Origin of the sequence: Cellulomonas sp. NPDC089187, from assembly GCF_040685135.1 — a bacterium.
GTDB lineage: Bacteria > Actinomycetota > Actinomycetes > Actinomycetales > Cellulomonadaceae > Cellulomonas.
Map to the genome: position 1 here is coordinate 836,881 of NZ_JBFBHI010000001.1, position 25,931 is coordinate 862,811.

The following is a 25,931-nucleotide window of genomic DNA, read 5'->3' on the forward strand; positions in this document are numbered from 1 at the left end:
ATGAGCATCGCCGAGAACCTGGCTCGGGTGCGCGCCCGGATCGCTGCGGCCGAGTCCGCCGCCGGACGTGAACCCGGCTCGGTGCGGCTGCTGCTGGCCACCAAGACCCAGCCGATCGACCTCATCCGCGCCGCTGTCGAGGTCGACGCCGCGGCACGGGCCACCAGCGCCGGCACCGTCCACCGCGTTCTGCTCGGTGAGAACCGGGTGCAGGAACTGGTTGCCAAGGCCCCGGATCTGACCGACCTGCGCGCCGCACTGCACTTGATCGGCCCGCTCCAATCGAACAAAGTCAACGCCGCCCTGCGCTGGGCCACCTGCGTGCAGAGCGTCGACACCGCCGAACTGGCCGAACGGCTGGACCGCCGCTGCGCTGCCACCGACCGCACCCTGGACGTGATGATCCAGGTCAACGTCTCCGGCGAGCCCACCAAGAGCGGCGTTTCCCCGCAGGACGCCGCACGCCTGACCGAGCAGGTCGACGCGCTGGACCGTCTCCGCCTGCGCGGGCTGATGACCATCGGGGCGAACTCCCCGGACCAGAGCCTCGTGCGCCGGGGCTTCGCCACCCTGCGGGAGCTCGGCGAGCGGATCGGGGTGTCGGAGTTGTCCATGGGGATGAGCCGGGACCTGGAGCTCGCGGTGACCGAAGGAGCGACCATCGTCCGGGTCGGCAGCGCCGTGTTCGGGGCGCGGACATGAGCGGCCCGGAGCGGCGCTTCCCCCGGAGCGTGTTCGGGCGAGGCAGCGAACCCGACGCCCGATTCTCGCTGGCGAACGAGCGCACCTTCCTCGCATGGATCCGCACGGCCTTGGCCCTGCTCGCCGGCGGGGTCGCCCTGGAGGCACTGGATCTGCCGGTGGAACCGCACTGGCGGTTGGCGGCGTCCCTCCTGTTGATCGCCCTGGGGGTGCTCGCACCGGCCCAGGCCTGGTGGGGCTGGGCGCGCGCAGAACGTGCATTGCGCGAGCGGCGGCCACTGCCCGCACCCGCGTTCAGTGGTCCACTGGCGGCGGGTGTCGCGCTGGCAGGGGTGCTGGTGCTGGTCGGACTCCTGACCCGATGAGCGACTCCGATCCCAGCGCTGACAGCGGCACCGCGCCGCCGGGCGTGCAGCCGGAGCGCACCGCCCTGGCCTGGCGTCGGACAGCCTTGGCCCTGTCCGCCGGGTCCCTGGTGGCCGGTCGGGTCGTCGAGCCGATGACCGGTCCGCTGATCTGGGTGCTCGCGGTGGCCGGAACGCTGGGTGGGCTGACACTGGTCCGTGCCGGTCGGCGTCGGGCGCAGCGATGGGCCGCCGTCCTCGCTGCGGAACCGACCCAACCACCCGGCCCGGGCGGTCGCACACTGGTGCTCTGCGCGGGCGGAACCCTCCTGCTCGGCCTGACCGCGCTGGCTGTCGTGCTCACCCACTGACCGTTCCGGCTCCGCGAAGGGCATCGCCCTCCTCGCCTGCCAGCTGCCGTGCCTGGCACCGCAGCTCTCGCTGGCACGCAGACCCGCTCTCCTGCCACACCCGCTGGCGCGAGTTCGGCGCAGGGGCGGCGAGTTCGGATGCGGCGCCCCCGTGCTCGCAGCGGCGGCACCGAACTCGGGCGACCGTCAGGGCACCCGCGCGGTCCACTCCGGGTTGCCGAACTTCTCCTCGACCAGCTGCTCGGCCCGGGCGATCTCCTCCGGACGCAGCTCGGAGTCCACCGCGCGGTACCGGCGACGGAAGTACGCATCGAAGGCCGCGATCACATCCTCGCGTGCCATCCCGGTCTGCGAGCGCACCGGGTCCACCCGCTTATTCGCGCTGGTCGTGCCCTTGTCGGACAGCTTCTCCCGGCCGATCCGCAGCACCTCCAGCATCTTGTCGCTGTCGATGTCGTAGGCCATCGTCATGTGGTGCAGCACCGCTCCCCCGGCGAGCCGCTTCTGCGCCGACCCGGCGATCTTCCCCGCGGGCGAGGCCACATCGTTCAACCCGGCGAAGGTCGCCTTCACCCCCACCTCCGCAAGCGCCCCAATCACCCAGTCGTCCAGGAACCGGTAGCTCTGTTCGAAGGACAACCCATCCACCAGCGACGCCGGCACCACCAGGGAGAACGTGATGCAGTTGCCCGCCTCCATGAACATCGCGCCACCACCGGAGATCCGGCGCACCACGGTCACGTCGTGCTTGGCGACACCCTCGGGGTCGACCTCATTGCGCAGCGACTGGAACGAGCCGATGAACACGGCGCGCTCATCCCACTCCCAGAACCGCAACGTCGGTCCACGTCGTCCCGCGTCCAGCTCCTCGGTCAGCACCTGGTCCAGCGCACCCAGCATCGCCGGGGGCAGCGGGCCGGGGTGAATCACCTCGAAGGTGTGGTCCTGCCACCCCGTTGCATGCCCCAGCGCCCGGCGCACCGCGATCGCCACCGACTCCGCGGTGAAGCCCACCATCGCCACCGGCTGGTCGAGCGTCCCGTCGGACTCCGCCCGACTCAGCGCCGACTCGATCGCCTCGGTCAGCTCCGGCACCCGCGCATCGGCGGACCGACCGGTCAATGCCCGGTCGATCACCTCCAAGGCGGAGTCGGGCTCCAAGAAGAAGTCTCCGCTCAGGTGCACGGTGGACAGCACACCATCGGTGACCTCGACCTCCGCCGCCACGAGTTTGCCGCCGGGAACCTTGTACTCGCCTCGCACGGGGACGATCCTAGGCCCGCCGGGGCGGACAGCCTCACTCTCAGGGTGGTGGCAGCTCAGTCGATCCCACACCTCGGTCGCTCGCACCGGATGAGCCGAGCCTCCTCGGTTCTGAGGCCGAGGGCCGGGGTGAAGGCGATGACCGGACGACCGTCGTCGAGTGCCAGGCCGACGTGGTCGTCCAAGGATGTCGGGTCGGTCTCATACCGCTCCGCCGTCGCGCTCAACCATCTCGATCGCAGGTCGCTGCACTCGGTGTCGACACAGCTGCGCACCACCAACCCATGGCGTCGCGAGTCCGCGGTGACGATCAGCGGCCGGTTGCTGTCATCCACCACCAACGCATCAGTGCCCTGCTCGATCCCGGCGTGTTCGCTCTCCGTGCGGCTGCGACACAGCGCGTCGTCACATCGGAAGAGCTGTCCACGGTCAGCGCCCGCCACGTGGAGCACCCAGACCATGTCGTCGGGGCTGATCGCCAACGAGACGCCCCGGCCATCGGCTGGGGCCACCTCACCGGATGGGGGTGCCACATACTCGCTGTGCAGTGCGCCACCCGCGTCGAGAGACAGAACGGCGACACCTGACTCACCGTGGCCGCTCGGCGCAGTGATGCCGTCCATCACCGCATGCACCACACCCGCAGAGTCGATCGCCACTGCACCCCCGGAGAACACCGTGCTGCCCTGATGGGCGAGGGTGGTCTGGCCGACGGTGCATTCCTCCCCGGTGACACACCGGATCAGATACACCGGGACGTGGTCACCGCGGTTGCCGGTGGCAAGGATGGCGACCACACCGTCGCGTTCGGCCATGGCCACCGTTCCCTGGGCACCGATCACGTCGATGGGCAGCTCCGGGAAGAGCTCCCCCGCGGTGGTGGTCACCACTTCTCTGGAGTTGGGGACGCTGGCCTCCGCTGACTCCACCGTCGCCGACGCATCGAGCCGTAAGGTGACGAGGGCGTCCGGATCACTCTCCCAGTCATCGGAGGACCTCCACGGGTCGCCCTCGACGACTTCCTCCTCGGTTTGCGACCAGAACGCCCGCCACTCCAACGCACCATCCTGCGACAGCACCCGATCGCTGTGCAGGCCAAGCGTGTGCCGCTGCACGCACTCCATCCCGAGACAGGTGATGCGGTCGCGGTCGTGCGAGTACTCGCTGATCAGCAGGGCGCGATCTCCCCCCACACTGAGGTCGGTCGCTGCGACGCCCCCGGGGATCGTGGTCTGGCGGAAGGCGATGACGCCGGTGGGCAGCATCGCCGGCGTGCCGATGATGAGCAAGACCGGAAGGACGGCCACCAACACGACACCCGACCAGCGACGCGCCACGACCGGCCCGGACACGTCCACCTGAGCGGGCAGGACATCCGGCAGCACGGTGTCGAGCGACGCGGCCAGCACCGCGCCCTCGCAGCCCAGCACGATGATCGCCGCGACACCACCGTTCACCCAGCCCGGCCAGCCGAACCGCATGCTGGCCCAGGTCGCGACCGCCCCGACGGACATCCCCACGACGCAGGACCACCACACCGGAGCGATCGCGCCCCGCCGCACGATCGTCGTGGCCGGTTCGCCGTGTTCCGCGACAAGGGAGGGCGCGATCTGACGCATGATGCCGCGGTAGATCAGCCGGAACAGCGGCACGAGGGAGGCGCGCACGGTCGCCAGCAGCAGGATCAGCGCGATCGTCCCGCAGACGAGGGACAGCGTCGAGCGCGAACCTCGGAGCAGCAGAACGGCCGTGGCCGTCACCAACCCGATGGCGGCGGCGGCCATGACCGCGGTGGCTCCGGACAGAGCCAGCCACCACACCGGGTGCCGGATCGGCCACAGCAACAGCGTGTGCAAGCGGCGCATCCTGCCCTGTGCTTCGCCCAGCACGACCGCTGCCGCACTCGCCGATGCCCAGCCGAACCCGACGACGGCAAGCAGCACCCATCCGAGCTGATGCGGTCGCGAGGGGACGAAACCCGGCGGGACCGAGCGCCAGCTTCCGTTCACCAGCACGGCCTCGGCGCCGCTCATGACAGTCGACCACCAGACCCACCCGATCACCGCCACGACGGCGAGCGGGACCGCCACGCTGAGCAGAAGTCGTCCGCTGCGTAGATGCCGACGGATTTCCACCGACTGAACCGGCGGACCCGAGGGCGCGCGACGCCGTGGCGCGACATCGATCTGTCCGATCGGAAAGGGGTTCATGTGTTCACGATTCAGGAGAGGTCGATCCGGGCCGGCCCGCGATCAGCGCGCGGATGAGCGCCCGGGCGGGAGCAATGCCTCCAGAGGGTGGTCGATCCGTTCCAGATCGCCACCATCGACAAAGAACAGCGCGGGCCGAGGATCGGGATCATCCGCACTCGGCGCGAGAAAACTCGCACCACCGGCGTCATAGGCGAACGGAATGAACGCGCGTGCCTCATCGGAGATCTCCGACAGATCGCCATGCAGTTGCACCAGGTCACCCCGTGTCCCCAACGGCTCGTACCCGTGCACCCCCAGCGGATGCGGCGCGGAGTCGACGGGGGAACCACCGTTGTGCTCCAGGTAGAACGCCCGCAGCGCAGCCGGGAATCGCACTCCGATGGCGCGTTCGGCCGCAGCGATGTCCTCCACGGTCACAGGCGGACCATCCTCATGCCATTCGTTCGTCACCACGGCGTCATTCTAGGTTGTGCCGAACCCTTCACCGCGGCGCAATCCCCCGGTTCCGCAGACCCCAGATCGCCGAGTCGGTCAGCGCCTCCCAGGAGGCCTCGATCAGGTTCGGCCCCACCCCGACCGTGCTCCAGGCAGTGTTCCCGTCGGTGGTCTCGATCAGCACCCGGGTGATCGCGTCCGAGCCGTGGTTGGTGTCGAGGATGCGCACCTTGAAGTCGATCAGCTCGAACTCGGCCAGCTCGGGATACACCCGCAGCAGGGCCAGGCGCAGGGCCGCGTCCAGGGCGTTGACCGGACCGTTTCCCTCGCCGGTGGCGACGATCCGCTCCCCCCCGGCGTGCAGCTTGACAGTGGCCTCGGCGGTGGCGGGGGTGCCACGGGAACCGGCCCGCTCGACGATGGTGCGCCAGCTCTCGACCCGGAAGTAGCCCGGACGACGACCCTCGACCTCCTCCAGCAGCAGCAGCTCGAAGGAGGCATCGGCGGCGTCATAGGTGTAACCCTGCGCCTCGGCGTCCTTGACCCGCTGGGTGACCCGGCCGAGCAGGTCGTGCTGTCCGGTCAGGTCCAGCCCGAACTCGCGGCCCTTGAGCTCCACCGACGCGCGCCCGGCCATGTCGGAGACCAGCATCCGCATGTCATTGCCGACGGCGGTGGGGTCGATGTGCTGGTACAGGTCCGGGTCGACCTTGATCGCCGAGGCGTGCAGTCCGGCCTTGTGTGCGAAGGCACTGGCCCCGACGTAGGGCTGCCGGGCGAAGGGCGCGATGTTGGTGATCTCGCTGATCTGATACGCGATCCGGGTCATCTCGGCCAGCCCCCCGGTGCCATCTGGCGGTGGGGCGAGCACGGAGCGCCCGGTCTTGAGCTCCAGGTTGGCGACGGTGGCGAGCAGGTCGGCGTTGCCGGTGCGCTCGCCGTACCCGTTGACGGTGCCCTGGAGGTGAACGCACCCGGCCTCGACCGCGGCGATCGAGTTGGCCACCGCGCAGCCGGAGTCGTTGTGCGCGTGGATGCCGAGCCGGGCCTCGGGCAGGTGCTCGCGGACGGCACTGACCGCGGCGAAGATGCCGCTGGGCAGCATGCCACCGTTGGTGTCGCAGAGCACGACGGTCTCCGCGCCGGCCTCCACCGCCGCCCGCAGCGCACTGAGCGTGTAGTCCGGGTCGTAGGCGTACCCGTCGAAGAAGTGTTCGGCATCCACCACGACCCGTCGACCCTCGGCGCGCAACGCGATCACGGTGTCGGCGATCATCGCCAGGTTCTCCGCGCCATCGGTCCGCAGCGCCCGCTCGACGTGGCGGATGTCGCTCTTGGCCACCAGGGTGATGACCGGTGCTTCGGAGTCGAGCAGCGCCCGTACCTGCGGGTCGTCCCAGGCCCGCACCCCGGGCTTGCGGGTGGCCCCAAAGGCGGCGAGGACCGCGTTGCGCAGGGTCAGCTCCTTGGCGGCGCGGCCGAAGAACTCGGTGTCTTTGGGGATCGCACCCGGCCAGCCGCCCTCGATGTACCCGACACCCAGCTCGTCCAGCAGCGGTGCGATGGCCAGCTTGTCGGCGACGGAGAGGTTCATCCCCTCCTGCTGCGCACCGTCGCGCAGGGTCGTGTCATAGACGTCGAAGGTGCCGGGGCGCTCACCGGCGCCACGCGGCGGGTGCGCCCAACCAGTCGGGTTCTTGCTCACGATGACTCTTCTCGGCGAGGAGATGTGCGACAACAAAAAGACCCCCCGGGTTCGGGAGGTCGGCGCGTCCGCGGGGTGAGGCGGACGCGCTACGCAATGACGATGAGCGACAGTGTGGTCACGGCCACATCCTGACACACACGCCGCCGGAACGACCCCACCCGTCCGCACCCCGGACGCCGTGCACACCGAAGGGTCACTTTCTGAGGCGATCCGGGCGCATTGCGGCTCAGAATGTGACCCCTCGGCGCGGGGAGACTCAGACCAGGCGGTGCATCCAGCCGTGCGGGTCGGCGGCGCGGCCGTACTGGATGTCGGTGAGCTGGGCGCGCACGGCCATCGTGGTGGTACCGGCCGAGCCGTCGCCGACGGTCTGGTCGAAGCCTTCACCGGCCAGGCGACCGATCGGGGTGATCACAGCGGCGGTGCCGCAGGCGAAGACCTCCGCGATGCTGCCGTCAGCCAGACCGGACAGCAGCTCGGTCAGCGGGATGTCCCGCTCCTCGATGGTGTGGCCCTGCTCGGCGAGCAGCGTGAGGATCGAGGACCGCGTCACGCCCTCCAGGATGGTGCCGGTCAGTCGCGGGGTGACCACGGTGCCGTCCGCCTTCACCAGGAAGACGTTCATCCCGCCCAGCTCCTCGAGCAGGGTGTTCGTCGCCCCGTCCAAGAAGCAGACCTGCTCGCAGCCCTTGGCATACGCCTCCTGCTGCGGGAGCAGGCTCGCCGCGTAGTTCCCGCCGCACTTGGCGTTGCCGGTGCCGCCGGGGCCCGCGCGATGGTAGTCCTCGGCCACCCAGATCGACACCGGGCGCACGCCCCCGGCGAAGTACGAGCCGACCGGGCTGGCGATGACCAGGTACTCGGCCTCCAGGCTGGCCCGCACACCCAGGAACGGCTCGGAGGCGTACATGAAGGGACGCAGGTAGAGGCTGGTCTCCTCACCGCCGGGCACCCAGTCGATGTCGGTGCGGACCAGGGCCTCGATGGACCCGAGGAAGTCCTCGACGCTCAGCTCGGGCAGCGCCAGACGACGGGCCGAGCGCTGTAGCCGCTCACCATTGGCCCACGGGCGGAAGGTCCAGACCGAGCCATCGTCGTGGCGGTACGCCTTGAGGCCCTCGAAGATCTCCTGCGCGTAGTGCAGCACCGCGGTCGCCGGGTCGAGCTGCAGCGGGCCGTACTTCTCCACCCGGTGGTCGTGCCACCCGGCGTCCTGGGTCCAGGAGATCCGGGCCATGTGGTCGGTGAACACCGAGCCGAACCGAGGCGCGGCGAGCAGAGCCTCAAGGTCCGCGCCGGTGGTCGGGGTGTCGGTGGGGTGCACCAGGAAGGTGCGGGGGGTCGTGTCGGAGATGCTCATCGCGCGGGGCCTTTCACCTGGGAACGGGGACGACGGTACCCGGGGCGACGGCCGGACGGACAGATCGAGGGTGCCTCAGCCGGCGATGCGCGCGGCGAGGTCCTTGCCCACCTCGGCCGTCGTCCGTACTCGGCCGGAGCGCTCGAGCACGTCAGCAGCGACCGCGGCCTCGACCTTCGCGGCAGCCTCGGGCAGACCCAGGTGGTCCAGCAGCAGCGCCACGGACAGCACCGTGGCGGTCGGGTCGGCCTTGCCCTGCCCGGCGATGTCCGGCGCGGAACCGTGCACCGGCTCGAACATGCTGGGTCCGGTCCGATCCGGGTTGATGTTGGCGGAGGCGGCCAGTCCGATCCCGCCGACCACGGCACCGGCCAGGTCAGTGAGGATGTCCCCGAACAGGTTGTCGGTGACGATCACGTCGAAGCGCGCGGGGTCGGTGACCAAGAAGATGGTCGCCGCGTCCACGTGCAGGTAGTCGACGGTGACATCCGGGAACTCCGCGTTCACGGCCTCGACGGTCCGCCGCCACAGGTGACCGGCGTGCACCAGCACGTTGTGCTTGTGCACCAGGGTGAGCTTCTTGCGCGGGCGGGCCGCGGCACGGGCGAAGGCGTCCCGGACCACGCGCTCGACACCGAAGGCAGTGTTGACGCTGACCTCGTTGGCCACCTCGTGCGGGGTGCCGGTCCGGATCGCGCCGCCATTGCCGACGTATGGGCCCTCGGTTCCCTCGCGGACGACCACGAAGTCGATCTCCCCCGGGTTCGCCAGTGGGGAGGACACCCCGGGGAACAGCTTGGCCGGGCGCAGGTTCACGTAGTGGTCCAGCGCGAAGCGGAGCTTGAGCAGCAGACCGCGCTCCAGCACACCGGAGGGCACGGACGGGTCGCCAATCGCGCCGAGCAGGATCGCGTCGTGGGTGCGGATCGCGGCCAGGTCGTCCTCGGTGAGCGTCTCACCGGTGGCGTGCCAGCGGCGGGCGCCCAGATCGAAGTCCGTGGTGCGCAGCGTGCGGTCGGTGCCGGTCAGCGCCGCCTCCAGGGCGAGGAGCCCCTGCTCCACCACTTCGGTGCCGATGCCGTCACCTGCGACGACTGCCAGGTCGATCTGCTGCGCCATGCGCTCGACCCTAGCCCGCCGTCCCACTCTGCGGAACCGCGCGGTCACATGTTGGACGGCGGCGCGCCAAGCTCCGCGAGCGCCCGGTGCACGCTGACCTGTGCCCGCTGCGGGGACGTCGCCCCGACCGAGGAGTACACCGGCAACACCGTCACCCGGGACACCCCGTCGGTGCACAGCAGCGCGGGAGTCGGCTGCACATTGACCGTGCCGGCCCCGGGCATCGTCGCCAGGACGGCGGTCGGCGGGAACTCCACGCGCCGGGTGATCGCCCACCGTGGCCGGTCCTCCCCCGCCGCCCAGACCTCGATCCGGTCCGGCAGCGCCGCCAGTGCCACCGGCGACCCGCCCAACTCGTCCCAGCGTCGCTCCACCGCACCGGACATCCGGGCATCGGCCCGGGTCTCGATCACGGTCACCGCCGCGATCACGACCGCGCCCGGCCGCAGCCGCGCCACCCGGCTCGCGAGCATCCGAGGACGACCGGCCAGGACCACCACCAGCACCGCCGCGATGATCAGCACCAGCGGCACACCGACGATGACGTAGATGCGTTGCGCCGGCGTGACGACGTTCGCGATCAACCGGATCGACACCAGGCCGGCCAGCAGCACACCCAGGACCCGGAGGGCGATCCTCATGCGAATGCGCCCCGTTCAGCGGTCGCCGGTGCGCGGGTAGAGCAGCTCAAAGCGCTCAGTCACCACCGGCAGCTGCTCGCTGAACTCCTCGCCCAGCGGTGCCAGCACCCGCCGCCAGTACTTCTCGTGCTCGGCCCGCCACGTGGCCAGTGTGCGGTCGTCCTCGCCCTCAGCGGCAGCGTGCTCGGCCGGAACCTGGTCGAAGGGCACGGTCGCGACCTCGGTGGTGCGCACCAGCGCGCGGGGCTGACCAGCGGAGTCCAGCACGATGGACAGGTCGCCCTTCACCGGCAGCGGCTCGTCGGCGTGCTCGAACTCGGCCAGTGCGGTGGAGGTGCCGGTCTTCTCCCCCGCCAGCACCAGGTCGAGCAGCTGATCGGCCAGCGCTGCGTTGTCCCCGAAGGACCAGGTCGGCGGCACCATCGCCCCGGTGACGCCGAGCCCGGTGACCACCGACGTGCGGACCACACCGGCACGGTGCCGGGCGGCCTCCCAGAACGCCAGGATCGCGGCGGCGTTGTCGTCCTCGGGGTTCAGGTCGTCAGTCATGCGTCGATCCTGCCAGGGAACGCCGCAGGGGCCGCACCCCATATCCGGGAATGCGGCCCCTGCGGATGGCCAGCAGATCAGCGCTGCGCCGACCCCTCGGTCCTGATGGTCGGGGCCGTGGCTACGCCCTGAGCTACGGCAGGGACTCGTCCCTCGCCCCTACGCTCCGCTCAGCGCTGCGCCGACCCCTCGACATAGTCGGTGTCCGAGGGCTTGACCCAGGCGAACAGCTTGCGCAGCTCGCGGCCGACCGGCTCGATCGGGTGGTTCTGGCCCTTCGCGCGCAGCTCGGCGAACTCCGGTGCACCGGCGTCCTGGTCACCGATGAAGCGCTCGGCGAAGGCACCATTCTGGATGTCCGCCAGCACGGCCTTCATGTTCTCCTTCACCCGCGGGTCGATCACCCGGGGGCCGGAGACGTAGTCGCCGTACTCAGCGGTGTCGGAGACCGACCACCGCTGCTTGGTGATGCCGCCCTCGTAGATCAGGTCGACGATGAGCTTCAGCTCGTGCAGCACCTCGAAGTACGCGACCTCGGGCTGGTAGCCGGCCTCGGTCAGCGTCTCGAAGCCGTACTGGATCAGCTGCGAGACACCGCCACAGAGCACCGCCTGCTCACCGAACAGGTCGGTCTCGGTCTCCTCGGTGAAGGTCGTCTTGATACCGGCCGCGCGCAGACCGCCGATGCCCTTGGCGTAGGACAGCGCCAGGTCCCAGGCCGCACCGGAGGCGTCCTGCTCCACGGCGACGATCACCGGCACACCCCGGCCGTCGACGTACTCGCGACGCACCAGGTGGCCCGGGCCCTTGGGCGCGATCATGACGATGTCGTGACCGGCCTCGGGGGTGATGTAGCCGTAGCGAATGTTGAAGCCGTGGCCGAAGACCAGGGCGGCACCCTCGTTCAGGTTCGGGGCGATCTCGTCGCGGTACAGGTGACGCTGCACCTGGTCCGGGGCGAGGATCACCACGACGTCAGCCTCCTTGACCGCCTCGGCGACGGGCAGCACCCGCAAGCCCTCGTTCTCGGCCTTGGCGACGGAGCCGGAGCCCGCGCGCAGGCCGACTCGGACGTCGACGCCGGAGTCACGCAGGTTCAGGGCGTGGGCGTGCCCCTGGCTCCCGTAGCCGATGACGGCGACCTTCTTGGACTGGATGACGGACAGGTCGGCGTCGTCGTCGTAGAACAGCTCGGCCACGATGGGTCTCCTCTTGGTTGGTGCTGTGGGGTTCAGACGGATTCAGGCGGAGCGAGTGACCCGCTCCAGTGCGCGGTCGGTGATCGACCGGTTGCCGCGGCCGATGGCCACGATGCCGGACTGGACGATCTCCCGGACACCGTAGGGCTCCAGGGCGTTCAGCAGGGCGTTGAGCTTGGACGGGCTGCCGATGGCCTCGATGGTGACGGTGTCCGGCACCACATCGACCACATGGGCGCGGAACAGGTCGACCACCTCGAGCACCTGGGTGCGCTGGGCACCCTCGGCGCGGACCTTGATCAGGGCGAGCTCACGCTGCACGGAGGCGGCGTCCTCAAGCTCGACGATCTTGATCACGTTGATCAGTTTGTTCAGCTGCTTGGTCACCTGTTCCAGGGACAGCGAGTCGACGTCGACCACGACGGTGATCCGGGAGATCTCCTCGTGTTCGGTCGGGCCCACCGCCAGGGAGTGGATGTTGAAGGAGCGGCGGGCGAACAGTCCGGCGACGCGGGTCAGCACGCCGGGCTTGTTCTCCACCAGGACGGAGAGGGTGTGTCGGGTCATCGGTCAGTCCTCTTCACGGTCCCAGGCCGGGCTGATGCCCCGGGCGTACTGGATGTCGTCGTTGCTGACGCCGGCGGCCACCATCGGCCAGACCATCGCGTCGCGGGAGACGGTGAAGTCCACGACCACGGGCTGGTCGTCGATCTCCATCGCCCGCTTGATGGTCGCGTCCAGGTCGGCGGGCGACTCGCAGCGCAGCCCGACCGCCCCATAGGCGTCGGCCAGCTTCACGAAGTCGGGCACTCGGCGGGTGCCGTGTCCGGTGTGCAGGTCCGTGTTGGAGTACCGCTGCTCGTAGAACAGGGTCTGCCACTGCCGGACCATGCCCAAGGAGGAGTTGTTGATCACCGCCACCTTGATCGGGATGTCGTTGATCGTGCAGGTGGCGAGCTCCTGGTTGGTCATCTGGAAGCAACCGTCGCCGTCGATGGCCCATACGGTGCGGTCCGGCTCGCCGACCTTGGCACCCATCGCGGCGGGCACCGAGAAGCCCATCGTGCCCAAGCCGCCGGAGTTGATCCACGAGTTCGGCCGCTGGTAGCGGATGAACTGCGCGGCCCACATCTGGTGCTGGCCCACCCCGGAGACGAAGATCGACTCCGGCCCGGAGATCTCCCCGATCCGGCTGATCACCTGCTGCGGGGCCATCAGACCGTCCGCGGTGTCGTCGTAGCCCAACGGGAAGGTCTCACGCCAGGAGTCCAGCTGCTGCCACCAGGCCTCGAGGTCGGGCTTGCCGTGCTGGGCGTGTGCTGCCTCCAGCTCGGGCAGCAGATCCGCGATCACCTCGCGCAGGTCGCCGACGATCGGCACGTCGACGGCCTTGTTCTTGCCGATCTCCGCGGGGTCGATGTCCGCGTGCACGATGGCGGCGTTCGGGGCGAAGGAGTCCAGGCGGCCAGTAACCCGGTCGTCGAAGCGCGCACCCAGCGCCACCACCAGGTCCGCCCGCTGCAGCGCGGCGACCGCGGCCACCGTGCCGTGCATCCCAGGCATGCCCAGGTGCTGCGGGTGGGTGTCGGGCAGTGCCCCGCGTGCCATCAGCGTGGTGGTGACCGCGGCACCAGAGGTGTCGACCAGGCGGCGCAGTTCGGCGGCGGCACCGGAGCGGATGATGCCGCCACCGGCCAGGATCACTGGGCGGCGGGCAGTTGCCAGCAGCCGAGCCGCCTCACGGATCTGCTTGGCGTGCGGCTTGGTCACCGGGTGGTAGCCGGGCAGGTCGAGCTGCTGCGGCCAGCTGAAGGTGGTGTTCGCCTGCATCGCGGACTTGGCGATGTCGACCAGCACCGGCCCGGGACGACCAGTGCTGGCGATGTGGAAGGCCTCGGCGATGGTCCGCGGGATGTCCGCCGGGTCGGTCACCAGAAAGTTGTGCTTGGTCACCGGCAGCGTGATGCCGACGATGTCCGCCTCCTGGAAGGCGTCGGTGCCGATCAGCGGCGCGGCGACCTGCCCGGTGATCGCCACCAACGGGATCGAGTCCATGTTGGCGTCCGCGATGGGGGTGACCAGGTTGGTCGCGCCCGGGCCGGAGGTAGCCATGCACACGCCGACCTTGCCGGTGGCGTGCGCGTAGCCCTGAGCCGCATGCCCGCCGCCCTGCTCGTGCCGGACCAGGATGTGCCGGAGGCGGGTCGAGTCCATCAGCGGGTCGTAGGTCGGCAGGATCGCACCACCGGGGATGCCGAAGACGACCTCCGCACCGGCCTCCTCGAGCGAGCGGACGATGGACTGCGCGCCGGTGACCTGCTCGGTCACGGTGGGGGTGGCCGTCGGTGCCGCGGCGAGGCGCGACTGGGCGGTAGCGGCTGCGGGCGCAGTCGGGCGGCGGGGCGGTGCCGGGTGTGGGCCCTGGACCATCGAACTCTCCTGGCTTCGGGGGCGGGTGCTGCGGCTGATCGGGACGTGCCGTCGGGGGTCCGTCGGCAACAAAAAACCCCTCGGGTCCTCGGGTGAGGGCCGGACGAGGGGTGCGCGCTGACGAGACCTTCGACGGGGCTTCAGCCAGCGCGCCCGGGAAGTACTACGAGGGAGATCGTCTGCATGTCCGGCAGGCTACGCCTGGACGGTCCCCGTGTCACGCGCCGGACCCGACCGTCTCACATCGTGGTTCGCAGGTCCGTGCTCTGGACGTATCCGGTGCGCCCCGATGCAGCTGCGGCCACCCCCTCTACTGTGGCGGACATGGACATCGCAGCCCGCCGTCGTCGGTTCGCACACGTAGGGATGAGCGTCGCAGTCCCGGCACTCCTTCTGACCGCATGCGGTACTGCCGAGCAGAGCGACACCGCCCCGGAGCCGACCACCCCGACCCCGAGCACGGTGAGCTCGTCCACCCCGAGCCCGACCGTCTCCCCCGCCACAGAGGCGGACTCCGACGCGGACAGCTCCGCCCCCGGCTTCGGCACCGGCGCGGATGGCACCGCCTCCGCGGACGCGCTGCTGAGCGTGACCGATCTACGCACCGGCAGCCACGACAGCTACGACCGTGTCGTGATCGAACTGGCCGGCACCGGCACACCCGGCTGGCACGCCGAAGTCAGCCAGAGCGCGTTCGAGAGTCCGACCGGCGCCCCGATCGAACTCGGCGGGCAGGCCGTGCTCACGCTGTACCTGTCCGGCCTGGGCCTGCCGTATGAAACCGGACAGACCGAGCTGCCCGCCGACACCGTGTTGCCCGCCGTCGGCACCGCGGTGACCGGCGCAGCGTTCACCGGCACCTTCGAAGGCGAGGGCCAGGTATTCATCGGGCTCGGCTCCGCCGCTGCCGACTACCGGGTGTTCGCCCTGTCGGACCCCACCCGGATCGTGATCGACATCGCCTCCTGACTCACCGGGCGCGGATCACCCGCGCCTCCCACGGCCGCAGCACCGTCGATTCCTGACCCTCGACCGGGTGGGTGCCCAGCACCAGCTCACCCCACTGCCCGTCGACCAGCGGCCAGTCCTCGCCCAGGTCCACCGCCCGCGACTGCCCGGAGACGTTGACCACCACCAGCAGTGCGTCGTCGCCGAGGGTGCGGGTGAAGGCGTAGATCTGCTCATCCTCGGGCAGCAGCATGTGGAAGTCGCCGAGCGCCACCGTGTCATCGGTGCGGCGCAGTTCGATCAACCGCCGGTAGTGGTGGAACACCGAATCCGGGTCGGCCCGCTCCGCCTCGGCGTTGATCTCAACGTGGTTCGGGTTGACCGCCAGCCACGGCGTGCCGGTGGTGAACCCGGCCTGCGGGCTCGCATCCCACTGCACCGGTGTGCGCGCGTTGTCCCGGGACATCCAGGCCAGCCCGGCCAGCAGTTGCTCATCGGTGGCGGTGCCCAACGTCCGCGCCTCGGCCACGTGCCGCAGCGACTCGATGTCCCGGTACTGGTCGAAGCGGGTGAAGTGCGCGTTGGTCATGCCCAGCTCCTCGCCCTGATACACGTAGGGCGTGCCCCGGTGCAGGTGCAGCAGGGTGGCCAGCGCCTTCGCCGACTCCCGGCGGTACACCCCGTCGTCGCCGAACCGGCTGACCACCCGCGGCTGATCGTGGTTGTCCCAGTACAGGCTGTTCCAGCCCGCCTCGGCCAGCCCCACCTGCCAGCGCCCGAAGGTCGCCTTGAGGTCGGTCAGGCGCATCGGCCGCGGGTCGAACTTCCCACCCGGACCGTGATCCAAACCCACATGCTCGAACTGGAACACCATGTCGACCTCGTGCCGGGCCGGGTCGGTGTACTTCTGTGCCTCGGCCAGCGTCACCCCGGTGGTCTCGCCCACCGTGATCAGCTGGGCGTCCCGCCCCTCAAACACCTCCCGGTGCATCTCCTGCAGGAACTCGTGCACCCGGGGGCCGTCGGTGTAGTGCGGGCTGCCGTCGCCCCAGATCCCGGCCACCACCGCGCCGTCCGGCAGCGACGTGTCCTTGGAGATCAGGTTGATCACGTCCATCCGGAACCCGTCCACGCCCCGGTCCAGCCACCACCGCATCATCGCGTAGACCGCCTGCCGAACCTCCGGGTTCTCCCAGTTCAGATCCGGTTGCTTCACGCTGAACAGGTGCAGGTAGTACTCGCCGGTCGCCTCATCCGGCTCCCACGACCCGCCGGAGAAGAACGAGTGCCAGTTGGTCGGCTCCGCGCCCGGCTGACCCAGCTCCATCCCCTCGCGGGGCGGACGCCACCAATACCAGTCGCGCTTCGGATCGTCCTTGCTCGACCGGCTGGCCACGAACCACGGGTGCTCATCCGAGGTGTGGTTCACCACCAGGTCCATCACCAGCTTGATCCCGCGCGCATGCAGCTGCGCGATCAGCTCGTCCAGATCCGCCAACGTCCCGAAGGACGGGTCGACATCCTGGTAGTCGCTGATGTCGTAGCCGTTGTCGTCCTGCGGGGAACGGTAGATCGGCGACAGCCAGACCACGTCCACGCCCAGGGCGGTCAGGTGGTCCAGATGCTCCAGGATGCCGCGCAGGTCGCCGATGCCGTCGCCATCCGAATCGGCGAAGGACCGGGGGTAGATCTGGTAGACGGTGGAGCGGGTCCACCAGGGGGCGTCTTCGACGGTGAAGCTCATGGCGGGAAGCCTGGCACACCGTCCACGACGGAGGCCAGGACCCTAAGGCCGCGTCAGGTATCCATCGACCGGCAGCGACCGCGCGAGCTCGTCACCGGCGGCGGTGTTGTCCAGCCACACGTTGAACGGCCAAGTCGGCGCTGCCGCGACGTACTCGGACAGCAGCACCGAGCGTGCCCCGGCAACATCACCGTCGAAGGGTTCGAATCCGGTCGCCGTCAGACCACCGATCCGCACCAGCTCCCGGTCGGTCAGCTCGGTCACCAACGACCTGATCGCGTTCAACGGCACCGCAGCCCCGTGGAAGGTCACGATGGCATGCAACTCGCCGAGGGACACCCAATCCTCGAGGCCGCACTGCAGCACGGCGCGGGCATCCGCGGACAGATCATCGCGATGCGACACGAATCGACTCCATTCGACCGTCGGGGTAGCGGATGTCGATCACTGGGCCGCCGTGCTTTGATACCTCGCGCTTCGCGACGAGGGTGCCGTCGGGCTTCTGGACGATGCGGCCACCGTAGGTGTCGCCGCTCGGCTTCACGACAGGGCTCCGTTCTCATCGGGCCAGGGCTCGTCCAGGTATAGAGCCCGAGGCAGCGTCTTCGCCGCGGCCTCGCCCTCATCCGTCAAGGCAAGCCACGCCGCAAACGGCCACATGTCTCCCGCCTCGCGGAAGATATCCATCATCCAGACGATGGAGGCCTCCCGATCCCCTTCGTGGGCAACGAACCCGCCCTGCGAATAGACTTCCCCGGCGAGCATCAGTCCGCGCTCCACCACGTGGCGGATCACCGGCTCAATTGCCCACTCAGGAGCACTGGTCATCTTGGAGCGTGTGACCGGTTCGGCAACTTTGTAAAAGAGTGCGATGGCATCGACCTCACCCAGAGCTACCCAATCATCGAGCCCGGACTGGAGCACCGCCGCGACCAACTCGTCGCGTTGCGCGTCACTCAACACGGATCTTGATCTGCCTTCCATTCGGAAGCCTGAGATCGGCCATCGGTCCGCCACTGGGGCCACCGTAGGTGTCACGGTCAACTTCACGACGAGGATCCATTCTCATCGGTCCAGGGCTCGGTGCGGTAGCGGGCCCGCGGCATCGAACGAGCGAATTCCGCGCCACGTGGAGTCACCTCGAGCCAAGCACTCAAAGACCATCCCGGTTCCGCGGCAGCCAAGATGTCCATCATCCAGCGAAGGGCATCATCCGAGCTTCCATCGAATGGTACAAAACTGCCGGTAGCGTACACCTCGCCGATATTGACAAATCCGGACACGAGGAGGTGCCTCACCACCGGTTCGATATCAGACTGGCTAGCGCGGAAACTTCCGGAATCCGCGCGTTGCCCCGGGGCCCCGTAGAAGCATGCGATGGCGTCTAGCTCCCCCAACGACACCCAATCATCGAGAGCTGACTGCACGGCCGCGACCACGATGTCAGCGCGTTGCTGGTCACTCAACATGGATCTTCAACGTCCTCCGATCAGGGTACCTAATATCGATCGTCGGACGCCCCGTCGAGGTAGACATCTCCCGGAGCCCGATCTCGGTTCCGTCAGGCAGCCTCACCATCTTGCCACCTCCGTTCGCGTAATACCCGGTAGACGGAGTGATGTCGACGCCGCCTTGACTGAGTTCGTCGAACAGGTTCCTCAGCTCGTTCTCACTCACCGCGTCGATGACATACGCCGCCTTCTCGATGGACTTGGTGTCCACATTCAGTCGCACCAGGGCACAGCCGGGCCCTCTTGTGGGAATCAGAGATTGCTGCGGCTGCGCGTCAGCTTAGATCAACACCGCCCCTGTCGACGCCGATTGCACCAACTTGGCGTACTTCGCCAACACTCCCCGGGTGTACTTGGGTGTCAACGGCGCCCATCCCTCGCGCCGGGAGGACAACTCTTTCTGGTCGACCAGCACGTCGATGGTCGCGTTCGCCACGTCCAACCGAATCCGGTCGCCATCCTGGACGAAGGCGATCGGGCCGCCGTCGACCGCCTCGGGGGCAATGTGTCCGACGCACAGTCCGGTGGTGCCGCCGGAGAACCGTCCGTCGGTGAGCAGCAGCACGTCCTTGCCGAGTCCGGCGCCCTTGATCGCCCCGGTGATCGCGAGCATTTCCCGCATTCCGGGTCCGCCCTTGGGGCCTTCGTAACGGATGACCACCACGTCCCCGGCGCGGATGGTGCCGTCCTCCAGGGCGTCGAGGGCGGCGCGTTCGCGCTCGAACACCCGGGCGGTGCCCTCGAAGACGTCCGAGTCGAAGCCGGCGGACTTCACAACAGCGCCCTCGGGGGCGAGGCTGCCGTTCAGGATGGTGATGCCGCCGGTGTGGTGGATCGGGTTGTCCAGCGCGCGCAGGATCTTGCCGTCGGGGTCCGGCGGGTTGATGTCGGCGAGGTTCTCAGCGACGGTTTTGCCGGTGACGGTGAGGCAGTCGCCGTGCAGCAGGCCCGCGTCCAGCAGCGCCTTCATCACGACGGGCACACCGCCGATCCGGTCGACGTCGTTCATCACGTAGCGACCGAAGGGTTTGAGGTCACCGAGGTGCGGGACCTTCGCGGCGACTCGCTTGAAGTCGTCCAGGGTCAGATCGACCTCGGCTTCGTGCGCGATGGCCAGCAGGTGCAGGACAGCGTTGGTGGACCCGCCGAAGGCCATCACGACGGCGATGGCGTTCTCGAAGGCCTCCTTGGTCATGATCTGCCGGGCAGTGATCCCCTGACGCAGCAGTTCCACGACAGCCTCACCGGACTTGTGCGCGAAGTGGTCGCGACGGCGGTCGGCACTGGGCGGGGCGGCTGACCCGGGCACGGACATCCCCATCGCCTCGGCCACTGAGGCCATGGTGTTGGCGGTGTACATGCCACCGCAGGCACCCTCCCCCGGACAGATCGCCCGCTCGATCCGGTCCAGGTCCGCCGTCGACATCAGACCGCGCGCGCAGGCACCGACCGCCTCGAAGGCATCGATCAGTGTGACGTCCTTCTCCGTGCCGTCCTCCAGCTTCACCCAGCCGGGCATGATCGACCCGGCGTAGAGGAAGACGCTGGCCAGATCGAGTCGGGCCGCGGCCATCAACATGCCAGGCAGTGACTTGTCGCAACCGGCCAGAAGCACCGAGCCGTCCAGCCGCTCGGCGGACATCACGGTCTCCACCGAGTCGGCAATGATGTCCCGGCTGACCAGGGAGAAGTGCATCCCCTCGTGGCCCATCGAGATGCCGTCGCTAACCGAGATGGTGCCGAACTCCAGCGGGTAGCCACCGGCGGCGTGCACCCCGCCCTTGACCGCCTGCGCGAGCCGTTGCAGCGACAGGTTGCACGGGGTGATCTCGTTCCAGGACGAGGCGACACCGATCTGGGGCTTGGCCCAGTCGTCGTCGCCCATCCCGACCGCCCGGAGCATGCCCCGGGAGGCGGTAGCCTCGATTCCGTCGGTGACCTGCCGCGACCGCGGCTTGATGTCCGGGCTCATGCGCCGACTGTAGGCACGAATCGCCCGATCAGCTACGGATGAGTGCCCCCGTCAGCAGCGCGAGAGGCACGGCACCGGACCGGGTGGCTAGCGCATCCCACTCAGCGGCGAATCCGACTTACATCCCGAACCGCGCCGCGGTCGGCACTGGTGGCCATCGCGGCGTACGCCTGGAGTGCGGGCGACACAACCCGGTCGCGGTCCTTCGGCTGCCAGGGGTTCTCGCTGGCTTCCATCTTGGCGCGACGCTCGGCGAGGACAGCATCCGGGACGTTGATCCGGATCAGCCGGGTCTCGACATCGATCTCGATCTCGTCGCCGTCCTCGATCAGGCCGATGGCACCACCGGCGGCGGCCTCCGGGCTGACGTGGCCGACCGAGATGCCGCTGGACCCGCCGGAGAACCGACCGTCGGTGATCAACGCGCAAACCTTGCCCAGGCCCCGGCCCTTGATGAAGGAGGTCGGGTAGAGCATCTCCTGCATGCCGGGGCCACCGGCCGGACCCTCGTAGCGGACCACCACCACATGACCGGGCTCGACCTGCTTGGTGAGGATCTTCTCCACCGCCTCGTCCTGCGACTCGCAGACCAGGGCCTTGCCGACAAAGTGGAAGACATCCGGGTCGATGCCGGCGGTCTTGATGATCGCGCCGTCCTCGGCCAGGTTGCCGCGCAGCACGGCCAGCCCGCCCTCGACGGTGTAGGCGTGCTCGACGTCGCGGATGCAGCCCGCCGCACCGTCGGTGTCCAGGGACTCCCACACGTTCGAGGTGGAGAAGGCCTGGGTGGTGCGGACCCCGCCGGGGGCGGCGTGGAACAGCTGCTGTGCCCGCTCGGTGGCCTTGCCGCCACGGATGTCCCAGTCGTCCAGCCAGGCGCGCAGGGTCGGGGTGTGCACGCTGGTCACGTCGTGGTCGAGTAGTCCGCCACGGTCCAGCTCACCGAGCAGTGCGGGGATGCCACCGGCCCGGTGCACATCCTCCATGTGGTAGTCCGGGTGGTTCGGGGCGACCTTCGCCAGGCAGGGCACCCGACGGCTGATCGCGTCGATGTCGGCCAGGGTGAAGTCGACCTCGGCCTCCTGCGCGGCGGCCAGGATGTGCAGCACCGTGTTGGTGGAGCCGCCCATCGCCACATCCAGCGCCATCGCGTTGCTGAAGGCCGCGCGGGTGGCGATGCCCCGGGGGGCAGCGGTGTCGTCCTCGTCGTCGTAGAACCGGCGGGCCAGGTCGACGATGGTGCGACCGGCCTCCAGGAACAGCTCGCGGCGGGCGGAGTGCGTGGCCAGGGTGGAGCCGTTACCGGGCAGGGACAGACCCAGCGCCTCGGTGAGGCAGTTCATCGAGTTGGCGGTGAACATGCCGGAGCAGGAGCCGCAGGTCGGGCAGGCGTTCTCCTCGACGCTGGCGAGCGCGGAGTCGGAGACGTTGTCGTCCGCGGAGTAGTTGATCGCGTTGATCAGGTTGAGGTGCGTCTTGGCGACACCGTCGGCGATCACCGCCTTGCCGGCCTCCATCGGACCACCGGAGACGAAGATGACCGGGATGTTCAGCCGCAGTGCCGCGTTGAGCATGCCCGGGGTGATCTTGTCGCAGTTGGAGATGCACACCAGGGCATCGGCGCAGTGCGCCTGCACCATGTACTCCACCGAGTCGGCGATCAGGTCGCGGCTGGGCAGGGAGTAGAGCATCCCGGCGTGGCCCATGGCGATGCCGTCGTCCACGGCAATGGTGTTGAACTCCTTCGCCACACCGCCGGCTTCCTGGATCGCGGAGGCCACCAGGTCGCCCATGTCCTTGAGGTGGACGTGCCCGGGGACGAACTGGGTGTACGAGTTCGCGATGGCGATGATCGGCTTGCCGAAGTCCTCGGAACCCATGCCGGTCGCGCGCCAGAGCGCCCGGGCTCCGGCCATATTGCGTCCGTGGGTGGAGGTACGGGAGCGCAGGGGACGACTCATAGCCGTCACGGTACGTCCGGAGCACCGATGCTGGTGACAGCGTCCGTCCAGTGATCGACCACCCGGCGAGACAGGCGAGTCAGTCCCGCGCCTGCCAGGTGCAGATGCAGGCCTCATTGCCCTCCGGGTCCGCCAGCACCCAGAACGCCGGTGCCCGTTCGTCCGATAGCAGGGCGCCGCCCGCCGCAAGCGCCGCCGCGATCCGGGCCTCGGCCTGGTCGTGCGGGACGGTGATGTCCAGGTGGATCCGGTTGCGTTGTGGGCGCGGGGCGTCCATCTGCTGGAACCAGTAGGCAGGTCCGCTGCCGGTGGGATCGGTCAGCGCATCGTCCCCGTCGTCGACATAGGCCAACAGCGCGCGCCAGAACGGGCGCACGGCTGGGATGTCCAGGGCGTCGATGGCGACTTCCTGTGCGGACAGGGTGTCCGGCACGCCGGGGATCCCCATCCGGTCGGCCAGGTCGGTGATCGCCGCGGCCAGACGCAGGTCCCGCGCACTCAGCCCGCCGATGTCATGGCTGGTCAACCGGATGCCTACTCGGCCCCAGGACAGGGTCAGCTCCGGGTGGTGCTGCTGGGCCTCGGCCAGGGCGGCGATCTCGGCCGCGAAGCTCGCACCGGTGGCGTAGTCGGCGGGGCGGAAGGCACCGGTCAGGGTGCGTAACAGCACCCGCCAGTGTCGCGAGTCGGCGTGCCGGGTGGCGGTGGTGGAATCGACGCGATCGGACATGCGCCCACTGTGACACCGACCACCCACAGTCGACTTGCTCTTGACGTAGCGTCAACCGGAACGGTGGTCATCGACGCCACGGAGAGTCCGTGGCCGAGGGAGGACGAGATGACGGTCGACGGCGGTCCCTGGACCACCGCGGAGCTGGTGCGCCTGTCCGGCGTGACCTCGCGCACGCTGCGGCACTACGACGCGATCGGGCTGCTCACCCCGGCGGGGTCGACCCCCGGTGGGCAGCGGCTCTACCGCGCCGAGGAGCTGCTGCGGCTGCAGGAGATCCTGGTGCTGCGCGAGCTGGGCGTGCCGCTGGCCACCATCGGGCGGGCGCTGGCCTCACCCGAGTACCGGACCACCGCACTCCGGGAGCACCACGACCGACTGCTGGCCGAACGGGACCGCCTGGACCGGTTGGCCGGCACCGTCCGCGACACCCTCGACGCCCTGGAGGAAGGGAGCACCATGTCCGCAGACGACCTGTACAACGGCTTCGACCACCGGCAGTACGAGCAGGAGGCCCGCGAGCGCTGGGGTGAGGACACCGTGAATCGCAGCACCGCCCGCTGGGAGTCGATGTCCCAGGAGCAGCGCGACGCCCACCAGGTCGAGGCCGATGACCTGAGCCGGGCGCTGGCCGACCTGATGACCGCCGGGGTCCCCGCCGACGATCCACGCACCCGGGAGCTGGTCGCCCGGCATCACCGGTGGGTCAGCCGATTCTGGACCCCCGATGCCGAGGCGTACCGGAACCTGGGCGCGATGTACGCCGACGACCCGCGCTTCACCGCCACCTATGACGCGGTGGCACCGGGCCTGGCGGTCTATCTGCGGGACGCGATCAGCGCACACGCCGCCGAGGTCGCGGGGCTGTCCAGGGACCACTGACCCAGGTCAGCCGTGGTGCCCCAGGGCACCCTGTCGTTCGCGGATCAGGGGCCACCACCCCACCTCCGCACACTCCCGGAGCGCCGACCCGCTCTCGGGGAACGAATGTCGAGGCATCACTGGCTCATCGCCCGGGCCAGTGGTGCCTCGGCTCATGTCCGGGGCCGTCACCGCCGGTTCGGGTCACCAACGGACGGGACGGGGTCGTCGCCGACGGTCCCGGTCCCCTCCCGACTGGGCGCGGGGTCATCGCCGCCGGTCCAGAGTCGCTCGCCCACGGTTCAGGTCGCCCGACCATGACACGCTGGCTAGCGTGACCGGCGATGACAACCCTGCACTGGTTCCGCCGCGATCTGCGCCTCGGTGATAACCCCGCCCTGATGGCCGCCGCGGATTCCGGCGACGTGCTCCCGGTCTTCGTGCTCGACCCCGCCCTGTGGGCCGCCTCCGGGGCACCGCGGCGCGCCTATCTGCTGGCCAGCTTGCGGGCGTTGGACGAGCAGCTGGACGGCGGCCTGCTGATCCGCCGCGGCCGCCCCGAGCAGGTCATCGTCGACCTGACTCAGGAGGTCGCAGCCGAGGCCGTGCACATCGCCGAGGACTGCGCCCCGGCCGGTCGCCGCCGGGACGAGCGGGTGGAGCAAGCCTTGGACGTGCCGCTGGTCCGCACCGGCTCCCCCTATGCGATCACCCCCGGTCGGCTGCGCACCGGAGCGGGCGAGGGCTACAAGGTCTTCACCCCGTTCCGCCGCGCATGGCAGGACCACGGGTGGCATTCCCCTGCCCCGGACGCCCACACCGCGCGCGGTCGGCTGTCACTGGTGGATGCCGGTCGGTCCGATGATCTGCCCGCGGCGGAAGTGCCGGACGGGCTCACACTGCCCGCCGCCGGCGAGGAGGCGGCCCTGGACCGCTGGGCCGAGATGCTGGACGGCCCACTGAACCGCTACGACACCGAGCGCGACCGGCCGGATCTGGACAGCACCTCACGCCTGTCGGTGCCCTTGAAGTGGGGCGAGCTGCACCCGCGCACCGTGCTGCACGACCTCGCCCGTCGCCGCTCCATCGCAGCGGACACCTTCCGCGGGCAGATCGCCTGGCGTGACTTCCACGCCGACGTGCTGTTCCACAGTCCCTCCGCCCGGGACACCTCGTTGACCACGGTGCTGCCGGAGGACTCCTGGGCCGAGGGGGCGGCAGAGCGGGCGGCACTGACTGCCTGGTCCGAGGGACGCACCGGTTACCCCCTGGTGGATGCCGGGATGCGACAGCTGCGCGCCGAGGGCTGGATGCACAACCGGGTCCGGATGGTGGTGGCGTCCTTCTTGGTGAAGGACCTCCACGTGCGCTGGCAGCGCGGGGCGGAGCATTTCATGGCCTGGCTGGTGGACGGTGATGTGCCGCAGAACCAGCTGAACTGGCAGTGGGTGGCCGGCACTGGCCGGGACGCCGCGCCGTACTTCCGGGTGTTCAACCCGGTGCGCCAGGGCCTGACGTACGACCCGGAGGGCCAGTACGTGCGCCGGTGGGTTCCTGAGCTGCGCGACATCCCGAGCAAGGCAGTGCACGAACCGTGGAAGCTGCCCCGCTCCGCCGCACCTGACTACCCGGCTCCGATGGTGGACCACGCCGAGGAGCGGGCAGCCACCCTGGAGGCGTACCAGGAGCAGCGCCGCCGCTGACCGCCGGGACTTCGGACCCAGGCCCACCCCCGCCCAACCCTCGCCCGTCGCAGAACCCCGCTCCGCATCCGCGGGAACGTGGGACCTAGATCCCAGCCCGTGCGGAACGAACCGCCACGATCACCCGAGCGGACGACACCCCCGGCTGCCACCAGGACTTTCGACCC

The 25,931-nt window shown here is 69.5% G+C and carries 25 protein-coding genes; 6 read left to right on the forward strand and 19 right to left on the reverse strand.

All coding sequences use genetic code 11. The annotated features are described in order from the left end of the window. From AB0N78_RS03975 to AB0N78_RS03985, 3 genes are read left to right on the forward strand one after another with little or no spacing between them, the layout of a single operon-like run. Window positions 1-702: a YggS family pyridoxal phosphate-dependent enzyme gene (locus tag AB0N78_RS03975; RefSeq protein WP_363386094.1), complete on the forward strand. Its 702-nt coding sequence runs from the start codon at window positions 1-3 to the stop codon at window positions 700-702. After that, entirely contained in the window at window positions 699-1,067 is a 369-nt protein-coding gene (locus AB0N78_RS03980; protein WP_363386096.1) for a DUF202 domain-containing protein, read from the forward strand. Before AB0N78_RS03975 ends, AB0N78_RS03980 begins: the two co-directional genes overlap by 4 nt. After that, the gene (locus AB0N78_RS03985) at window positions 1,064-1,417 is read left to right on the forward strand and encodes a DUF202 domain-containing protein (protein ID WP_363386098.1); all 354 of its coding nucleotides are present in this window, start codon (window positions 1,064-1,066) and stop codon (window positions 1,415-1,417) included. The genes AB0N78_RS03980 and AB0N78_RS03985 overlap by 4 nt, the downstream gene beginning before the upstream one ends. Window positions 1,418-1,603: 186 nt before the next feature. On the opposite strand, the gene AB0N78_RS03990 is transcribed toward AB0N78_RS03985, so the two are convergent. The 11 genes from AB0N78_RS03990 to AB0N78_RS04040 form a co-directional block, all read right to left on the reverse strand. Continuing rightward, entirely contained in the window at window positions 1,604-2,680 is a 1,077-nt protein-coding gene (locus AB0N78_RS03990; protein WP_363386100.1) for a biotin/lipoate A/B protein ligase family protein, read from the reverse strand. 56 nt (window positions 2,681-2,736) lie between these two features. Next, window positions 2,737-4,713 carry a hypothetical protein gene (locus tag AB0N78_RS03995; RefSeq protein WP_363386102.1) on the reverse strand — a complete coding sequence of 659 codons (1,977 nt, stop codon included), beginning with the start codon at window positions 4,711-4,713 and terminating at the stop codon, window positions 2,737-2,739. A 219-nt stretch (window positions 4,714-4,932) separates the two neighbouring features. Next, window positions 4,933-5,346 (reverse strand): SMI1/KNR4 family protein, encoded by a 414-nt coding sequence (locus AB0N78_RS04000; protein WP_363386104.1) that lies wholly within the window; start codon window positions 5,344-5,346, stop codon window positions 4,933-4,935. A gap of 28 nt (window positions 5,347-5,374) precedes the next feature. After that, window positions 5,375-7,033 carry a citramalate synthase gene (gene cimA, locus AB0N78_RS04005; protein WP_363386106.1) on the reverse strand — a complete coding sequence of 553 codons (1,659 nt, stop codon included), beginning with the start codon at window positions 7,031-7,033 and terminating at the stop codon, window positions 5,375-5,377. 259 nt (window positions 7,034-7,292) lie between these two features. Continuing rightward, a complete protein-coding gene (locus tag AB0N78_RS04010; RefSeq protein ID WP_363386108.1) occupies window positions 7,293-8,396 on the reverse strand; it encodes a branched-chain amino acid aminotransferase in 1,104 nt (367 codons plus the stop codon). Between the two features lie 75 nt (window positions 8,397-8,471). After that, the gene (locus tag AB0N78_RS04015) at window positions 8,472-9,515 is read right to left on the reverse strand and encodes a 3-isopropylmalate dehydrogenase (RefSeq protein WP_363386110.1); all 1,044 of its coding nucleotides are present in this window, start codon (window positions 9,513-9,515) and stop codon (window positions 8,472-8,474) included. A 44-nt stretch (window positions 9,516-9,559) separates the two neighbouring features. Then, entirely contained in the window at window positions 9,560-10,156 is a 597-nt protein-coding gene (locus tag AB0N78_RS04020; protein ID WP_363386112.1) for a hypothetical protein, read from the reverse strand. A 15-nt stretch (window positions 10,157-10,171) separates the two neighbouring features. Further along, a complete protein-coding gene (locus AB0N78_RS04025) occupies window positions 10,172-10,705 on the reverse strand; it encodes an ASCH domain-containing protein (RefSeq protein ID WP_363386114.1) in 534 nt (177 codons plus the stop codon). A 170-nt stretch (window positions 10,706-10,875) separates the two neighbouring features. Further along, a complete protein-coding gene (gene ilvC / locus AB0N78_RS04030) occupies window positions 10,876-11,904 on the reverse strand; it encodes a ketol-acid reductoisomerase (protein ID WP_363386116.1) in 1,029 nt (342 codons plus the stop codon). Window positions 11,905-11,946: 42 nt separating this feature from the next. Continuing rightward, window positions 11,947-12,471: an acetolactate synthase small subunit gene (ilvN, locus tag AB0N78_RS04035; RefSeq protein WP_363386118.1), complete on the reverse strand. Its 525-nt coding sequence runs from the start codon at window positions 12,469-12,471 to the stop codon at window positions 11,947-11,949. 3 nt (window positions 12,472-12,474) lie between these two features. After that, complete coding sequence (locus AB0N78_RS04040; protein WP_363386120.1) at window positions 12,475-14,334, reverse strand: acetolactate synthase large subunit; 1,860 nt, start codon at window positions 14,332-14,334, stop codon at window positions 12,475-12,477. Window positions 14,335-14,658: 324 nt separating this feature from the next. Here AB0N78_RS04040 and AB0N78_RS04045 point away from each other — a divergent pair, with 324 nt between their 5' ends. Beyond that, window positions 14,659-15,303 (forward strand): hypothetical protein, encoded by a 645-nt coding sequence (locus AB0N78_RS04045; protein ID WP_363386121.1) that lies wholly within the window; start codon window positions 14,659-14,661, stop codon window positions 15,301-15,303. A gap of 1 nt (window position 15,304) precedes the next feature. Here the strand turns inward: AB0N78_RS04045 and AB0N78_RS04050 are convergent, their stop codons facing one another. The 8 genes from AB0N78_RS04050 to AB0N78_RS04085 all read right to left on the reverse strand — a co-directional run bounded on the left by AB0N78_RS04050 (window position 15,305) and on the right by AB0N78_RS04085 (window position 23,200). Further along, complete coding sequence (locus AB0N78_RS04050) at window positions 15,305-17,026, reverse strand: alpha-glucosidase (RefSeq protein WP_363386123.1); 1,722 nt, start codon at window positions 17,024-17,026, stop codon at window positions 15,305-15,307. A 42-nt stretch (window positions 17,027-17,068) separates the two neighbouring features. Further along, entirely contained in the window at window positions 17,069-17,431 is a 363-nt protein-coding gene (locus AB0N78_RS04055; RefSeq protein WP_363386125.1) for a hypothetical protein, read from the reverse strand. Further along, window positions 17,415-17,570 (reverse strand): hypothetical protein, encoded by a 156-nt coding sequence (locus tag AB0N78_RS04060; protein ID WP_363386127.1) that lies wholly within the window; start codon window positions 17,568-17,570, stop codon window positions 17,415-17,417. Before AB0N78_RS04060 ends, AB0N78_RS04055 begins: the two co-directional genes overlap by 17 nt. Continuing rightward, window positions 17,567-17,989 carry a hypothetical protein gene (locus AB0N78_RS04065; protein WP_363386129.1) on the reverse strand — a complete coding sequence of 141 codons (423 nt, stop codon included), beginning with the start codon at window positions 17,987-17,989 and terminating at the stop codon, window positions 17,567-17,569. The genes AB0N78_RS04060 and AB0N78_RS04065 overlap by 4 nt, the downstream gene beginning before the upstream one ends. 495 nt (window positions 17,990-18,484) lie before the next feature. Beyond that, the gene (locus AB0N78_RS04070) at window positions 18,485-18,748 is read right to left on the reverse strand and encodes a hypothetical protein (protein ID WP_363386131.1); all 264 of its coding nucleotides are present in this window, start codon (window positions 18,746-18,748) and stop codon (window positions 18,485-18,487) included. Window positions 18,749-18,817: 69 nt separating this feature from the next. Next, complete coding sequence (gene ilvD, locus AB0N78_RS04075) at window positions 18,818-20,509, reverse strand: dihydroxy-acid dehydratase (protein ID WP_363386133.1); 1,692 nt, start codon at window positions 20,507-20,509, stop codon at window positions 18,818-18,820. Window positions 20,510-20,610: 101 nt separating this feature from the next. Then, the gene (gene ilvD, locus AB0N78_RS04080; protein ID WP_363386135.1) at window positions 20,611-22,470 is read right to left on the reverse strand and encodes a dihydroxy-acid dehydratase; all 1,860 of its coding nucleotides are present in this window, start codon (window positions 22,468-22,470) and stop codon (window positions 20,611-20,613) included. Window positions 22,471-22,549: 79 nt separating this feature from the next. After that, window positions 22,550-23,200: a VOC family protein gene (locus AB0N78_RS04085; protein WP_363386137.1), complete on the reverse strand. Its 651-nt coding sequence runs from the start codon at window positions 23,198-23,200 to the stop codon at window positions 22,550-22,552. 108 nt (window positions 23,201-23,308) lie between these two features. Between AB0N78_RS04085 and AB0N78_RS04090 the strand changes: the two genes are divergently transcribed. Together AB0N78_RS04090 and AB0N78_RS04095 are read left to right on the forward strand one after the other, a co-directional pair. Further along, on the forward strand, window positions 23,309-24,082 hold the full coding sequence (locus AB0N78_RS04090) for a MerR family transcriptional regulator (RefSeq protein WP_363386139.1): 774 nt from the start codon (window positions 23,309-23,311) through the stop codon (window positions 24,080-24,082). Window positions 24,083-24,405: 323 nt separating this feature from the next. Beyond that, complete coding sequence (locus tag AB0N78_RS04095; RefSeq protein WP_363386141.1) at window positions 24,406-25,764, forward strand: deoxyribodipyrimidine photo-lyase; 1,359 nt, start codon at window positions 24,406-24,408, stop codon at window positions 25,762-25,764. The last annotated feature ends 167 nt before the right edge of the window (window positions 25,765-25,931 follow it).